Raw genomic sequence first — 15,694 nt, forward strand, 5'->3', positions numbered from 1 at the left:
GTTATGAATGTATTGGCATCAATCTGGTCAAGGCGCAATTACCGAATGGCAATTATTGTTTCGGTGATCGCTATTTTATGGCTGCTGAGTGGGCAGTTATTCTCCGGTGCAGAGGATGAGCAGTCAGAATCTAAAGAGGTAACTGCCAAGAAGCCAGAGCCTGAATTGCGAATTCAAGCCCAAATCATTGAGTCCAGCCCATACGCCACTCAGATACTAGTGAATGGGCGCACTGAGGCTAACCGGCATGTACGTCTGCGCGCTGAACTGGATGGCATTATTGCTGCACTTCCAGTTGCGGAAGGGCAGACAGTTAGACAAGGGGATGTCATTTGCGAAATCGAGGCTGAAGATCGTATTGAGCAACTGGCATTAGCTGAAGCGGCAAAACGCAAAGCAGAAATAGACTTTGCCGGTGCCGAGAAACTTAAGAAAAAAGGACTGCAGTCGGATACCGCAATGGCCCAGCAGCAAGTTGAGCTTGCCCGAACCAAGGCGGAGTACACACGTGCCAAAGTGACGGTAGAGAAACTACAAATTCGTGCACCATTTGCTGGAGTAGTGAATAGCCGAGCGGTGGAGCTGGGGGATTTTATTCGCCGGGGAGAGGAATGCGCGACCATTCTTGACTTGGATCCCATCCTAATTGTTGGCGAAGTTTCAGAGGATCAAGTGGGGAGCCTTGTTGAGGGCGGGCCGGCGAGAGCCCAATTACAAAGAGGACTGTTAGTAGACGGATACCTTCGTTATATCAGTCAACAGGCGCAGGAAATTACTCGGGCTTACCGAGTGGAGGTAGCAGTAGATAATCCAGGTAATCAACTTCCCGGAGGCTTGAGTGGTCAGCTGGTCCTCCCGACCGGTGAAATTACGGCCCACCATATTAATGCATCTCTACTCACGCTGGATGATAGCGGTGAATTGGGGGTGAGGACTCTCAATGATAAAAACCGAGTGCAATTTATTAATGTTTCACTGGTTGGGGATGGTGATGGCGGCGTCTGGGTTTCTGGACTGCCCGACACAGTGACTCTGATTACTGTGGGACAAGAATATGTCACTACGGGAGATTTGGTTCGTGCAGAAATACTGAAAACTGGGGAGGAGTTTTCCCGGGAGAACCAAGCGAAGGAAGCTTCCCCACTAGATTCCGCTGAGGTGACTCCGGTATCCGAAACTTCAGTGATTCCCGAGGGGGATTCGCGATGAAGCTGTTGGAAAGCGCTATTCAAAGAAATCGCAGTACAATATGCCTGATGCTGCTGATTGTTTTAATTGGCATAGTTGCTCGCGCAGCGATGACAATTGAATCAAGCCCTGAGGTGAACCCCCCATTTGTAATTGTACAGGTCACTCACGAGGGAATTTCCCCAGAGGATGGTGTACGCCTGTTGGTCCGCCCTCTGGAGAAGGAAATTCGTGCGGTAGAAGGGGTTGTCGAGGTGATTGCTGTCGCCCGGGAATCCCTTGCATATATCGTGATTGAATTTGACTCTGCCATTGGTGTAGATGATGCCGTCGATGATATTCGCAATGCTGTAGAGCGGGCCAGGGCTGAGCTGCCCCGGGATGCCGACGAGCCCACCGTGGAGGAAGTATCCGCTCAACCTTTCCCCACCATTGTCGTTACCCTATCCGGCGAGCAAGTGAATGAACGGGTTTTACTGCGCTCGGCTGAATTGCTTAAGCGAAAGATAGAGAGTATCCCTGAGGTGCTCGGTGCAGATCTCCACGGTAATAGGGAGGAGGTTGTAGAGGCAGTGATTGATCCGGTGCGACTGGAGCACTATCAAATCACCAGTGCGGAGTTAATCAATGCGGTATTGGGGAACAATCTCCTAATTCCTGCAGGGGAGCTGGAAACCAATCGGGGCCGTTTTTCAGTGAAAGTCCCTGGGTTGATTGAGACCGCTCAGGATGTTTATGAAATTCCGCTCAAGAAGTCACGCGATGGAGTTGTGACCTTGGGTGCTGTTACAGATATTCGCAGAACCTTCAAAGATGCAGTGAGCTACACCAGTATCAATGGTCGCCCGGGGCTCGCTATTAATGTTGAAAAGCGCAACGATGCCAGCTCTGTCGATGTCGCGGATCGAGTCCGGGAAGTCGTTCAGGCTGAATTTGGTGTTTTGCCGCAGGGAATTACGGTTGAGTTTGTTTTTGACCAATCTGATTTTGCACGGGATATGGTCAGTGAGATGCAGGGAAACATCCTGACCGCGATGCTATTGGTAATGATTATTGTCGTTGCCGCGCTCGGCTTTCGCTCGGGAATTCTGGTGGGACTGGGAGTGCCCTTCTCTTTGCTGTTTGGTTCCATCATCACCTGGTATCTGGGTTATTCGTTTAACTTTATGGTGATGTTCGGAATGTTGCTGGCCCTCGGTATGTTAATTGATGGCTCCATTGTGATCACCGAGTTTGCCGATCGGAAAATGGCTGAAGGCTTGTCAGCAAGGGAGTCCTATATTGCATCAGTCAGTCGGATGTTTTGGCCGGTAGTTGCCTCAACGGCGACTACCCTTGCAGCATTTTTGCCGATTATGCTGTGGCCTGGAGTGGTGGGAGACTTCATGCGTTACCTGCCCGTTACAGTATTTGCAGTATTGGCGGGGTCACTCTTGTACGCCCTGTTTTTTGCTCCTGTGCTGGGTTCACTGTTTGGCAAAAGCGCAATGGATGCCTCTACTCGTAACTACCTGAGTCAGTTAGAGGATGGCTTACCTCGAGCCCTGCCTGGAATTACCGGCTGGTATGCGCGTATTCTTGAGAAAGTTCTGCAGCGCCCATTGGGTGGGTTCTTAACCACTATTGCCATTCTGGTTGCCATCTTTATTGGCTTTGTCAATTTTGGTGCGGGTGTTGAATTTTTCACGGATACGGAAGAGCAATACGGCAATGTAGAAATTAGGGCCCAGGGCAATTTGTCCATGGAGGAGAAAAAAGCCCTGGTGGTGCAAGTGGAAAGAGCCGTGCTTAGTGTGCCTGAGGTCCGAATAGCTCACACTACTATTGGTTCTGGCGGAATTTCTGGAAATTCTGATCGTTCCCCAGATCAAATCGCCAATATGTTAGTGGAGCTTTATCCCGCAGAGGAACGCGAGCGACGGAGCCGCGACATTTTTGCCGATATCCGTTCCCGCACCTCAGATTTTGCCGGAATTAAAGTAACCGCAAATGTAATGGAGGGAGGACCGCCGGTAGGCAAGGATATTGTTCTGGAGTTGCGCAGTCAGAACTATGAGCAGCTACTGCTGGAAACCTGGAGACTACACCGTGCAATGGAGGAAATTGGCGGGTTGCGAGATATTGTAAACACCGCGCCACTACCTGGCATCGAGTGGGAAGTGAAAGTTGATCGAGCCAAGGCTGCTCTATATGGTGCCGATCTAACTGAAGTTGGCAGGGCGGTGCAGTTGGTTACCAATGGCGTCCGGGTTGCAGAATATCGACCCGATGATACGGATGAAGAAGTAGATATACGTATCAGGTACCCCAGAAGTGCCAGAGGTATAGCCGCGCTCGATCAGCTAAAAGTTAATACCGTGCAAGGTACCGTTCCGATTAGCAGTTTTGTGCACACAGAAGCCATGCCCAAGGTCGATAAGATTGAGCGAATCGATGGAATTACTCGCATGCAAATCAAGGCTGATGCGCAAGAGGGGGTTCTGCCGGATGACAAAGTGAAGGAAATAAGGAAGTGGTTGCAGAGTAATCCGGTGGATAACCGGGTTGAGCTGCTATTCCGTGGGGCGGATGAGGAGCAGAATGAGTCTTTTCAATTCCTCGGCATAGCCTTTCTCCTGGCTCTGTTTTTAATGTTTATCCTGTTAGTAACACAGTTCAACAGCTTCTATCAGTCTTTATTAGTACTTTCATCTGTGATTATGTCCACTTTGGGGGTGATGTTTGGTCTGCTAATAACACAAAGCACCTTCAGTGTGATTATGACTGGAGTGGGTATTGTGGCGCTGGCTGGAATCGTGGTGAACAATAATATTGTACTGATAGATACCTATAATTTCGTGCGTAAGAATGAGCCGAGCCTCACACCAACGGAGGCAGCAGTAAAGGCATCGACACAGAGGCTGAGACCGGTCTTTTTGACAACGGCAACAACTATCCTCGGGTTGTTGCCCCTGGCGCTAGGCGTCAGTGTGGATATGGTCGGACGCAATATTGTTGTCGATGGAGTGATAGCCTCTTTTTGGGTGAAGCTAGCCAGTGCAATTGTTTACGGGCTTACCTTTTCCACTTTGCTGACGTTATTGGTTACACCCATTATGTTAGTACTACCGGGCCGCTCCAAGAAGAGGGGTAATCCAGAGGGGGTTATTGAGTCGCTAACGAGTTAGTGACGGCTATATAAGTACTGTAATCATACTTAGTGATCACAAAATTCGGGGGCTTAGGCCCCCGTTTTTATAGCAGGGAATTTATGAATAAGGCTAAATGGCCGAATGAAGTTTTAGAGCGTAGTGGACAGCTTAAGGAGAGTTTATCGGGGCTTTTTAAGGAGCTGTTGCGTGAGCACCAATTACCATGCGATTTCCTCCAGGTACTCGAACAACTTTTTCTTCCCCTCGGAGTTTGGGTACTGACTCGCCATAAGCGCAGTAATCCATTATTAATTGGGGTTAGCGGGGGGCAGGGTACCGGCAAGTCCACCCTGGCAGATGTGTGGCAATGTATTTACCAGGCGATGGGCTATCGCTGCTGTGTTTTGTCTCTGGATGATATCTATTTAACGCTCGAACAGCGCCGCAAGCTGGCTACACAGGTACACCCCTTACTCGAAACTCGTGGTGTGCCGGGAACCCATGATATCGGCTTGGGAATTAGCACGCTCAAGGCCCTGTGTGCAGCCAATACTGATTCCGCTATCGCATTACCTAGGTTTGATAAAGGACGTGATGATCGGATCCCTGAGCACTTGTGGCCCGTATTCAAGGGGCAAGTTGATGTTGTTATCTTCGAAGGATGGTGCCTAGGGGCCAAGCCTTCAGAAGGGCATGAAGGACCGCTCAATGAACTGGAGTGCAGGGAAGATAGTACTGGCGAATGGCGAAATTATGTTAATCAACAGTTGGAAGGTTCTTATCGAGATCTTTTTTCGCTTATCGATGTATGGGTGATGCTCAAAGCGCCGAGTATGGAATGTATTGTTGAGTGGCGTAAGTTACAGGAACATAAACTCAGGGTTCGCTCCGGAATGGGGATGACAGATCAACAAATTGTTCAGTTTGTACAACACTACGAAAGAGTGACGCGGAGCTTACTAGAGGATATGCCGGGTTGGGCAGATTGTGTTATTGAGTTGGGGGAGGAGCATCAGGTGAAGGGCTTGCGGATGCAGTAAGATCTGTTTAAACCCTGGCGAGGCCAGGGTTTAAACTAACTGAATAAATCAGTTTTACTTAAGCGCTGGCTTACTTAGCCTTGGGCGGACGACCGCGACCGCGCTTTACAGGAGCAGCTTCAGTTGCTGCTGCGGCTGTGGCTTCTGCTTTTTTGGGGCGCCCTGGCTTTTTCTTAGCGGCTTCCGCTTTTGCTGGGCGACCGGGCTTCTTTTGTGCGGATTCTGCCTTAGGTGGGCGGCCACGACCGCGTTTTACAGGAGCAGCATCAGTTGCTGCGGCGGCTGCGGTCTCTGCTTTTTTGGGGCGGCCGGGCTTTTTCTTAGCGGCTTCAGTTTTTGCTGGGCGACCGGGCTTCTTTTTGGCTTCAGTGGCGTCTTTTTTGGGACGGCCAGGCTTTTTCTTAGCTTCTTCGGTCTTAGCGGGACGACCAGGCTTCTTCTTGGCTTCTTCAGTTTTAGCTGGGCGGCCGGGCTTTTTCTTAGCTGCGGTGGCTTTCTTCTTGTCAGCAGCAGCGGCTTTTTTAGCGGCAGCAGCAGTTTTCTTCGCTTCGGCAGCGGCTTTTTTCTTTTCAGCAGCAGCCAGTTTCTTAGCTACAGCAGCTTCTTCTTTAGCGACGATCTTAGCTACCTGAGAAGCCAGCTTGTTGGCGGCTTTGATTTCAGCCAGTGCATCTTTGGCTTCAGTTGCGGCAGTTTTGGCTTCAGTTGCAGCAGTTTTAGCTGCAGCGGCGGCTTCACGTGCTTTTTTCAGCTGTTGCTGTTGAGCAGCAGTCTTTTTCTTAGCTCTAACAGTCGCTACTTTATCTTGAGTAGTTTTTGCTTTAGCGGCAGCCTTCTTGGCACTGTTTGCCAATTTCTCGGCTTTGACAGTCAGGTCTTTTTCCTGCTTAAGGCGGGCAGTTTCCAGTTTAGCGGTAAGGGAGCGTAGCTCCGCTTCCATTTTTGCGACGTCGCTGGTAGCGACTTGAGCAGCTTTTTTAGTAGCCATTTAAATATCCCTGCAAAATGAATTGTTTTAGTAAGTGGGGGCATTCCTATCAATTATTCTCAGCCATCTTTAACGGAATTAGGCACCGTCCAAGATGCATGTTTTCGGCAGAAAACAATTGATAGTGAGTCCCCCAAGCTAGCGGCGCTAATTGCAGCTTATTTGTATACCTAATTGCAAGTCCTTTAGATGGTTTTTTTCTATTTAATGTAAAAAAAATGGCTTTTTTTTACATATTTTTCAATTGGGGGCCGTTTGAACTGTGTTTTTGATCTTTTTGGGAACTTGAAAGCACTCATTACTGGTGATTCTTTAACTTCAATATTCTTTGTATCAAGTCAGTATCAGTGGCGTTAAATAGTTGAGTAATTTTGTAAGCTTTATGAACCTGTTGGTTTAGTTGTTTTGGCTTTTATAGTTGGATTTTGATGGTGGCAGATAGTTTCTGTTCATCAATTAACAGAGAGCCGGATTAACAAAACTTAACTGCGAGCTTTTGCCTGCGTCAATTAGCGGGCAACCTCCATAGCTGGTTGTGTAACCTTGCGTATTGAAGTGTGATATTCAAATTGCGGAAAGTTGGCAAGTGTCAAGATGTCAGAGACAGCTTGAGTCCTATTGCCGTACCCTGGTATTTAGTAAGGAATTAAAAACTGGGGGAGAACTCACACTCATGTACGGGATCTAGTGCCCCGTATATAAGTACCAACCGGTTGGGGTATTTGGGGTCTTGGCTGCCGGGATCTGCCATTACTGCTGCGAGGTTTACTTTTACATGGCGGAAAGTAAACCAGTGATAAATCTAGTTATAACCATGTATATAATGGGACGGAACTGTATTAGTTTGTGCTCTTCAGTCGAGGTCTTTTTAATTACCGAGAAAGCGAGCGCTTGGTCTCCAGTCATTTGTTTTGCTATCACGTGACATCCCTGCTAGTCATAAAAGAAGTAGAGGGCAGTTGTTCAGAGGCAAGTAATACCAGAAGCTATTTGAATGCAGTCCTGATTATCCGTGCGTTGATCAACAATCTTAATGATATTTTTATGGGCAATGCTTCTGCTTTGGAGTGGCTGCTCTTACCAAAGGCAACCTTATGAGTTTTGCAATGGGAGAGGGAGAGGGGGAGAGGACTGCCCCAGTAACAGAATATCTCTGTCACTGGGGTGATATGGAGTCAATCGTGTAGCTTTATAGTGGCCCGTAGGGCAAATAACGATTGTTGGAATTCTGGCGAATCCATAACAGTTGTCCTTTTGTTAATGGCGTCGAGCGTTGCTTGAGTACTTTGGCGAGGGGAATTACTGCAGACTCAGCGCCGGCGTCCCAGCCTGGCAGATTCATTTCTGCCAAAGTAAAGAAGCGGATCAGTTGCCATAGCTGGGCACTGTTCCAATGTTCGCTCTCTTCAATCCAGTGTTGGAAGGGAAGGCGAATAAGTGTGGAGGGTACTTTTTCAAACGCTCCTACTGATTCTGTAAAAGGTTTATCTGACTCTGCAATTTCGATAAGTCTGAGCAACTGCTCCCGGTTGAATTCTTCACTGGTTTCATTTTGTGGGCCACTTACCTGTGGCTCCCAGGCTCCTACGCTCATACTTACTCCTTATAAAGGTCCGGTTTCTTGCTGTTGCATTATAGCGAGGGGGGCTGTGTTCAGGGGGATCTTACTCTAGATAACAATGAATAAAGAGGTCTTTGAATTAATCCACATTACTTCTTCGAATCTAATGAATCGTTTTGTAGTAATTTTGGAAGTCTTTATATAGGAGTTGGGTTGCGATAACAGGGACTAAACCTACGGGAAAATCAAATCTGTCGGTGCTTATTTGAGATACTATAGAAGAGACTCTTGATATTGAGGTTCAAATGGAATTTATTGCTAAAGCACTGCCGGCGACAAAGCGAGTGGCTCTGGTAGCCCATGACAACCGTAAAGATGCCATGATTCAGTGGTGTCTCAGACATCACAATCTGCTCAAACGACACCAGTTATTGGCTACGGGGACTACTGGTGGAAAAATTGAAGATGCGACGGGTTTAAGTGTCGAAAAGCTCTTAAGTGGCCCTCTGGGAGGTGATCAGCAGCTCGGAGCGAGGATTAGCGAGGGGCAGGTGGACTTACTGATATTCTTCTGGGACCCCTTTGAGCCCATGCCCCATGACCCAGACGTCAAGGCACTACTGCGTATTGCTGCAGCGTGGAATATCCCAGTGGCTTGCAACCAGAGCAGTGCAGATATGGTGGTACAGTCACCATTGATGGACCAATCCTTCGAGCATGAGGTGCCTGACTATCACAGCTATCTAGCAGGGCGTTAGTCGGAATTTTTGCTTAAAATTTGATCTTTTCTGTCGGCTCGATTCTGTAACTTATTGATTTTTAAAGTTTATTTATCTCTGTTATCGCTCGCACTTGCAATGCTTGCGAAATCGCGGCAATCTTGCCCACCAGATTAGACCGGTCAATCCGGCACCCCTGATATTTGAAAATTGCACGGTGTTTTATGAGTAGACGACGCGGAAAGGCCGTAGAAGAAGAAAAGGCAGATATCGACCTGACGCCCATGTTGGACGTTGTGTTTATCATGTTGATCTTCTTTATCGTGACTGCTTCATTTGTTAAAGAGAAGGCGCTGGATGTGAATGTGCCTGATCCGAATGAGACCAGCAATGCTGAGCCAGATCCTACCAAGCAGAATATTCTGTTGATGGTTAGCGCAAATGATGAAATCACCATGGCGGATGGCAGCCGTATTGACAGCCGTGCTGTACGGGCCCGTATCGCCCAGATGTATGCGGAGAACCCGCAGGCAATGGTGATTGTGCGTGCACACAACAAGTCTAGTGCGGATACTTACGTACAGATTGCGGATGCCGCGAAGGAAGTGAGCCTGGGTATTCAGGTCTCCCTGGTACCTTACGAGGACTAAGTTCCCGGTGAGTTACCCGCGCTTAAAAAGCCAGCATATTGCTGGCTTTTTTCATTTGTGAATTATGGTTTTGAACTGGTCACAAATTGGGGGTGCTCAAGTACCCCTCAAATGAAATCCGATATCAGAATTCTGAACGAATTGCCCAGAGGTCGGGGAAAACCGGTCTAAATAGGGTTCCCTGTAAATAACCTACTCCACTCGATCCACCAGTCCCCATTTTCCTGCCAATTGTTCGCTCGACCATTTTTACATGTCGGTAACGCCACTGTTGTAACGAAGTATCGATGTCCACCAAAGCCTCACAGATTTCACTTACCAGTGGATCATTGCGATAGATATCGATCAGTATTTTCTGGACGGCTGAAGAAGGCTCTGCAACTTGGCTAAAATCCCTTTCAAGCTCATTAGCGGGTACCTTATGCCCTTCGTGAACCAAAAAGTTTAGGAAAGCATCCCAAAGGGTCGGCGCCTCAAGGCGCTTCATCAAGCGCTGGTAGTGCTCTGAGCCAGGGGTATAGTTTTCCAGTTTTTTCGGGTCCTTGGCTCCGTAAAGAAATTCCAACTCGCGAAACTGGTACGACTGAAAACCACTAGCCGTGGATAGTCGATCGCGGAAAGACATAAACTCCAGTGGGGTTAGGGTTTCCAGGATATCGACCTGTTGAATCAAAGTACGATAAATCGTGTCGACACGTTTAAGTGTATGCAATGCGCGATTGCGTTCACCTGCGTTGAACAGTCGCACCAGGAAATCCAGTTCATGCAACATTTGCTTGAACCAGAGCTCGTAGCTTTGATGAATAGTAATGAAAAGTAGTTCGTCGTGCTCGGGACCATCGGAAAGGGGTTTCTGGCACTGCAAAAGCTCGTCTACTTTTAGGTAAGAGCTATAAGTTATTGTCATAGTCAGCTGCTTCCTGAGTGTGTTTTGACCAGTTACAAAATAATGCTCTCTTTAGCCGGTGTGGATCAAAACAAAAATTACGGCAAAGTGATTTATATTGGACCCATTATAAAGCCCGGAGCTCTTTGAATGGAAAACCCAGCGCAAAACCTACGTGTCAATGGCTCTCGCCTTTGGGATAGCCTGATGGAAATTGCTGAGATAGGCGCGACCCCAGCGGGTGGATGTAATCGACAAGCCCTGACAGATGAAGACCGTGAAGGGCGTGACCTTTTCGTGCGCTGGTGCCGAGATATAGGCTGTGAGGTCAGAGTGGACCAGATGGGCAACATTTTTGCCCGCCGACCGGGAGCAGATAACAGCTTGCCTGCGGTAGTGACTGGTTCTCATTTGGATACCCAGCCCACGGGTGGCAAATTTGACGGTGTATATGGCGTACTTGCCGGCCTGGAAGTTCTGCGCACTCTAGAGGATCAAGGTATCAGGACCAAGGCCCCATTAGAGGTGGTTGTATGGACTAATGAGGAGGGTGCGCGCTTTTCCCCTGCAATGGTGGGCTCCGGAGTTTGGGCAGGTGAATTTAGCTTAGAGTATGGGCACAGCCGCGCGGATAAATCGGGTATCACCATCGGTGAAGAGTTGGAGCGGATCGGCTATCTCGGTACTGAGCCCGCTCAGCCGAGGGCTATTAGAGCTTCATTTGAAGCGCATATCGAGCAGGGCCCGATCCTCGAAAAACAGGATCAGGTAATTGGTGTTGTCACTGGTGTACAGGGTATTCGCTGGTATGACGTAACTTTTTACGGAACGCCTTGCCATGCGGGTCCAACTCCGATGGAGGACCGCCGTGATCCGGTCCAAGCAATGTCCATTCTTTGCGAGCGCATGTATCGCGAAGTCCGGGAGTATTCAGAAGATGCGCGTATGACCTGTGGGGATTTAAGGGCGGCGCCGGGCAGCCGAAATACAGTTCCTGAAGAGGTTGTGCTGGCACTGGACCTCCGTCACCCGTTACCTGAAGGGTTAAACCATCTGCATAAAGCCTTGTATAAGGCGGCTGAAAGAGTACAGGAAGAGACAGGTACCAGAGTCGATATTCGTGAAGAGTGGTACTCACCTCCCGTCGCCTTTGATAAGCATTGCATTGATTCGGTTAGCAGTGCCGTGCAGACCTTGGGATATAGCAATCGCAAGATGGTTTCAGGTGCTGGGCACGATTCCGTATATGTTTCCCGAGTCGCCCCTGTCTCTATGATCTTTGTGCCCTGTGAAGGAGGGCTGTCGCACAATGAAGCAGAATCGGCGGAGCCGGATCATCTTGAGGCGGGTTGTAATGTGTTGCTTCACGCAATGCTAAACAGTGCGGAGCAGGCTTAAGTAGCAGTAAAACAAGTGCTTCTGTCAACTGTCGGCGTTGCACTGTCTTTGTTTTGGCATAGTTGATAACAAGTTGGAATTTAGGCGAATGAGTAATTTTACTTTGAAGCACCGTCAGGATAACGGCGGTACGGCACCCCTGAGTGAATGGGGGATGGATTCAGAATACGGTGTACTGAGGGATGTTCTAATTGGGCCTGTGGATAACTTCAGCTGGCGCACTGGTAATGCGAGTGCGCGACGTGCCGAGCGCCTCGGAATGAAGTTTGATCACAAGGTGGCAGTGGCACAGCATGGAGAGATGCTCGATGCCTACCGCCACGCAGGAGTGAATACGCACCTAATCCCAGCGGACAGCACATTGCCCTACCAAATTTACGGTCGCGATTCCTCAGTAATGACCCCTTGGGGGCCTATCGTGACACAGATGTTCAGCCCTTGGCGCCGTGGTGAGTGGGCGCCCATAGTGAAGAAGTATGCAGAGCTGGATATCCCTATTTACGACATTATTACCGCAGGCTCTCTGGAGGGCGGTGATTTTATGGTGTTAGAGCCCGGCGTTATTCTGTGTGGCTACTCTGGCGAACGCACCAGCCCGCAGGGGTTTGAGCAGATGAAAAGTTGGGTGGAAAAAGAGGGTTGGGAAGTTAAAGGCTACCAGTTCGATCCGTTCTTCCTGCATATTGATGTGATGGTAGCCATGCTTGCGGAAAAGCTGGCAGCAATTTGTGTTGATGCTGTTGAGCCGGAGCTGGTGCAGTGGTTTAAAAGCCGAAATATAGAGATTATCGATATTCCCTTCCCGCAGGTATTGGAACTTGGAGTGAATGTCGTTGCCCTGGGGAACGATCGAGTGATGCTACCTAAGGCCAATACCGGACTGGCAGAGAAGTGTCGCGCACATGGCCTGGAAGTTATCGACCCGGATATTTCAATGATTACTCCGGGGGGCGGTGGCGTTCATTGCATGTGCCAACCTCTGCGCCGGGATTCAGCCAATAAAGTTTGATTACTGTTGCTGGTTACCTAGAGGGCCCGGTCACTGGTGACCGGGTTAATCCCGTCAACGAAAGTGGTTGATTAGGAACTCGAACCTCTGGGAGTAGCGGTTAATATGAATCTCCTAAATAGATGGCCTACAGCGGATTAAAAGTGGCTTCCGTTGGGGTTCCATAATTAGGCTACTGAGAGTAGCCCAATCTACTTCTTACCCCGGAGAACAATATGCAAAGCGAATGCGCTGAAATTCAGGCTCAGCTTAAGGACCGCATCCTCGAGATTACGATTAATCGACCCGGGCGCAAAAATGCCCTGACTATGGCCATGTATACCGCGATGGCAGGGTTATTGAATAGCGCAGCTACAAACCCGGATGTTCGCGTCGCGATTATTACCGGTGCTGAGGGCATATTCACCAGTGGTAACGACCTGACAGATTTCCTGGGCGGCTCTGCCGAAGGGGAGGAGTCTCCGGTTTTCCAGTTTATGAGTGCTCTTTACCACTTCCCCAAGCCGGTAGTTGCAGCCGTTAATGGCCCCGCAGTAGGTATTGGTACGACCATGCTGTTGCATTGCGACCTGTCTTTTGCTGGAGACGACGCCATGTTCCAGATGCCGTTTGTGGACCTGGGGCTGTGTCCAGAGTATGGCTCCAGCTACTTATTGCCCAGGATCGCCGGCCATGCCAAAGCTTCTGAACTGTTATTGTTGAGCAAGCGTTTTAGTGCTCAGGAAGCCGTTGAGATTGGTATCTGTAATGCCGCAGTGGCGCCAGAACAGGCCATAGTTCGCGCACGTGAAGCCGCAGCTGAGTTAGCGAGGAAAGCTCCGGCCGCCCTGCGTTTAACTAAGCAGCTTTTGCGCAGAGCAACTCAAGAGAAAGGGTTAGAGTTTATTCAAGACGAAGGCCGTTACTTTAAGGAGCGCCTCGCATCTGATGAGTTTAAAGAGGCTGCTATGGCCTTTATGGAGAAGAGACCAGCGGACTTCTCCAAGTTTGATTAAGTAAAAAAGGCCGCGCTATGCGGCCTTTTTTTTGATTTCATTTTTAACGATCCCTATTTCCCCGGGAAAGATAATTAACGGCTCTGTCGGGGTGGTCGGTAAAGAGACCGTCAATGCGCAGCTGATATACAGCGAAATGCAGGAAATCCTCGAAGCTTTCAAATTCTTCGGGAATCTTGCCTGTATCGGCGCGGAAAGTGTAGGGGTGAACTTCAAGTTGTCTGCGGTGTGCCCGGCGGACAACACTGTTAGCTCTTGGTTGGCCATCAGTTACTTCCATTAACATAGGATACCAGGGGCCAATCCCATCTGCGTAGGTGGCGATTTTGCGCAAGCCCCCCTGTTGCAGCATCCAGTCAAAATTGTACTTTTCAATTTCTCCATTCACTTCGACCAATTTTTCCCCCCAGTCGGTGGCGGCGATCAATTGAACTAATGATAGATCCATCTCCATGGAGGGCATCAGTTCAAATTTAACTCGCTGGAGCTCTTCTGCGTCAAAGCACTGGAAGAAAACTTTGTGATTGCGATCGGTATAGCCGTATTTCTTGAGTGATTGCAAAGCTATAGAGGCAATATCTTTTCCTTCCCAGTGATGGAAGTAGGGTTTTTTAATCTCCGGGTAGATGCCAATATCGTAGCCCAGAGATCGGTTAAGCCCCTGAATTAATTCCAGTTCTTCCTCAAAGGTGGACAGCTTAAAGCTAGATTTCCATATTGGAAATCTCTCGGGATATTTTGCTTGAAGTCCATCCTCACTATCTATGAAGGGCTCTGATACCTGAAGCTGTTTAAGTTCGGTCAGGGTAAAATCGATAGTGTAAAAGTGACCATCATCGCGGGCGCGCTGGGGAAAAACGTCGGCGACATTAGTTACGCTATCTAGATAAATATCGTGCATTACGATCAAGTGATCATCTTTGCTGAGTACCAAATCTTGCTCGATATAGTCTGGACGCATACCGTAAGCCAGCGCTTTGGATTCGAGGGTGTGTTCAGGTAGGTAGGCTGAGGCACCTCTATGAGCTACCACAATAGTTTGTTTATTTCTCTGATCAAAGTTATCCGCGCAGGTTAGTGTTGCGGCTATAGAAAAGCCAATCAACACTACTGATAGAATGTTTTTTAACATGTGATAAAGGCCCGTGATGAATTGTGGGGCACTTTCTAGCAGAGAAATATGACAGGGATATAACTGAATACGAGAGCCCCGCCAGGGCGAGGCTTTCGCAGAGCTATTCAGCGCGGCTTCGTCTATCTGATAGGCATTATGAACCCTGGAGACTCTAATTTCTTCTCTCTTGAAGCTTGGCTTTGAAGGCTGCTCGATTTTCTTCTTGAAGTTTTTTGAACTCTGCTAATTGTTGATCCGTCAGTACGGTGGACATTTCACTGAGCGTAGATTTTCTGATAGCGGCCATTTCTTTACCTAACTGGCGCTTCTCACGAAAGCTCATCTTTTGGATAGCGCCAGAGGGACTTTCTATGTTAACGCCGTATTTTGCAAGTACTTGGCGGCGCTGTTCATTGGCTGATTCCAGGATAGGCTTTACTTTTTCTACCTGCTCATCAGAGAGGTTAAGCTTGGCTTTAGTTGCCTCTAAACGCTCCGCAAGTTGTGCGGCCTGGTCATTATCTGCCCAAACTAGGGTATTTGCAGAAATGGCAATTATTGCAGCGATTACCAAACTGAATAATTTCTTCATTGTGACTTCCTCGTTAATGAGTAAATGCCGTTGCTGTGAGGAGTATGATAATGGCTAGATTGTAAGCCAGTGCCATCCAACGCAAGGAAGTGTAAATTCCCTATTCCCTCTCACATGGACTGAGATATTCCAGAATATCCACAGTCAGATACTTCTACTCAAGATAATTCTAGATAATTCTGGATGGCTAGTGTGCCTAGGTAAGTCAATAGAAGATAAACCGATATCCAGTCAGCTCGGAAACCATGAATCGATGAGGGTTAATAGTCAGCAAGCAAAGATTGTCGCCTATAGAGGAACCGGTGGAATAGAGGGTAAGAAGCAGCACTCTATAAGGGGCTTTCTTATAAATTGGTGTATCGTCTTGGACCGCTGGTTTAGGTATTAGTAGAAAGTTAAGCATTCTAAAACGGCGCTATTTCA

General features: G+C 48.5%; 13 protein-coding genes. 8 read left to right on the forward strand and 5 right to left on the reverse strand.

The annotated features are described in order from the left end of the window. Window positions 1-45: 45 nt before the first annotated feature. The 3 genes from ACJJI8_RS09320 (at window position 46) to ACJJI8_RS09330 (ending at window position 5,359) form a co-directional block, all read left to right on the forward strand. Window positions 46-1,209 (forward strand): efflux RND transporter periplasmic adaptor subunit, encoded by a 1,164-nt coding sequence (locus ACJJI8_RS09320; RefSeq protein WP_444914783.1) that lies wholly within the window; start codon window positions 46-48, stop codon window positions 1,207-1,209. Further along, window positions 1,206-4,355, forward strand: coding sequence for an efflux RND transporter permease subunit (locus tag ACJJI8_RS09325; protein WP_444934864.1), 3,150 nt, complete (start codon window positions 1,206-1,208; stop codon window positions 4,353-4,355). Before ACJJI8_RS09320 ends, ACJJI8_RS09325 begins: the two co-directional genes overlap by 4 nt. 83 nt (window positions 4,356-4,438) lie before the next feature. After that, complete coding sequence (locus tag ACJJI8_RS09330) at window positions 4,439-5,359, forward strand: phosphoribulokinase (RefSeq protein ID WP_444934865.1); 921 nt, start codon at window positions 4,439-4,441, stop codon at window positions 5,357-5,359. A 70-nt stretch (window positions 5,360-5,429) separates the two neighbouring features. On the opposite strand, the gene ACJJI8_RS09335 is transcribed toward ACJJI8_RS09330, so the two are convergent. Next, window positions 5,430-6,347, reverse strand: a complete 918-nt coding sequence (locus ACJJI8_RS09335; protein ID WP_413664357.1) for a hypothetical protein — start codon at window positions 6,345-6,347, stop codon at window positions 5,430-5,432. Window positions 6,348-7,536: 1,189 nt separating this feature from the next. Beyond that, window positions 7,537-7,941, reverse strand: coding sequence for a hypothetical protein (locus ACJJI8_RS09340; protein ID WP_444934866.1), 405 nt, complete (start codon window positions 7,939-7,941; stop codon window positions 7,537-7,539). A gap of 272 nt (window positions 7,942-8,213) precedes the next feature. Between ACJJI8_RS09340 and ACJJI8_RS09345 the strand changes: the two genes are divergently transcribed. Both ACJJI8_RS09345 and ACJJI8_RS09350 read left to right on the forward strand, forming a co-directional pair. After that, window positions 8,214-8,666, forward strand: a complete 453-nt coding sequence (locus ACJJI8_RS09345) for a methylglyoxal synthase (protein ID WP_413664359.1) — start codon at window positions 8,214-8,216, stop codon at window positions 8,664-8,666. A 185-nt stretch (window positions 8,667-8,851) separates the two neighbouring features. Continuing rightward, window positions 8,852-9,277: an ExbD/TolR family protein gene (locus ACJJI8_RS09350; RefSeq protein WP_413664360.1), complete on the forward strand. Its 426-nt coding sequence runs from the start codon at window positions 8,852-8,854 to the stop codon at window positions 9,275-9,277. Between the two features lie 124 nt (window positions 9,278-9,401). Here ACJJI8_RS09350 and ACJJI8_RS09355 read toward each other — a convergent pair whose 3' ends face one another. After that, a complete protein-coding gene (locus ACJJI8_RS09355; protein WP_413664361.1) occupies window positions 9,402-10,184 on the reverse strand; it encodes a tryptophan 2,3-dioxygenase in 783 nt (260 codons plus the stop codon). A 129-nt stretch (window positions 10,185-10,313) separates the two neighbouring features. Here ACJJI8_RS09355 and ACJJI8_RS09360 point away from each other — a divergent pair, with 129 nt between their 5' ends. The 3 genes from ACJJI8_RS09360 to ACJJI8_RS09370 all read left to right on the forward strand — a co-directional run bounded on the left by ACJJI8_RS09360 (window position 10,314) and on the right by ACJJI8_RS09370 (window position 13,565). Next, entirely contained in the window at window positions 10,314-11,561 is a 1,248-nt protein-coding gene (locus ACJJI8_RS09360; RefSeq protein WP_444934867.1) for a Zn-dependent hydrolase, read from the forward strand. Window positions 11,562-11,649: 88 nt separating this feature from the next. After that, window positions 11,650-12,570, forward strand: a complete 921-nt coding sequence (locus tag ACJJI8_RS09365) for a dimethylarginine dimethylaminohydrolase family protein (protein ID WP_444914776.1) — start codon at window positions 11,650-11,652, stop codon at window positions 12,568-12,570. 215 nt (window positions 12,571-12,785) lie between these two features. Continuing rightward, the gene (locus tag ACJJI8_RS09370) at window positions 12,786-13,565 is read left to right on the forward strand and encodes an enoyl-CoA hydratase (RefSeq protein ID WP_444892773.1); all 780 of its coding nucleotides are present in this window, start codon (window positions 12,786-12,788) and stop codon (window positions 13,563-13,565) included. Between the two features lie 43 nt (window positions 13,566-13,608). Here ACJJI8_RS09370 and glpQ read toward each other — a convergent pair whose 3' ends face one another. Together glpQ and ACJJI8_RS09380 are read right to left on the reverse strand one after the other, a co-directional pair. Then, window positions 13,609-14,697, reverse strand: coding sequence for a glycerophosphodiester phosphodiesterase (glpQ, locus tag ACJJI8_RS09375; RefSeq protein ID WP_444934868.1), 1,089 nt, complete (start codon window positions 14,695-14,697; stop codon window positions 13,609-13,611). 154 nt (window positions 14,698-14,851) lie between these two features. Then, the gene (locus ACJJI8_RS09380; protein ID WP_444934869.1) at window positions 14,852-15,271 is read right to left on the reverse strand and encodes a hypothetical protein; all 420 of its coding nucleotides are present in this window, start codon (window positions 15,269-15,271) and stop codon (window positions 14,852-14,854) included. Window positions 15,272-15,694: the final 423 nt, after the last annotated feature.

This window comes from Microbulbifer maximicatervae (SeqCode) (assembly GCF_052467695.1).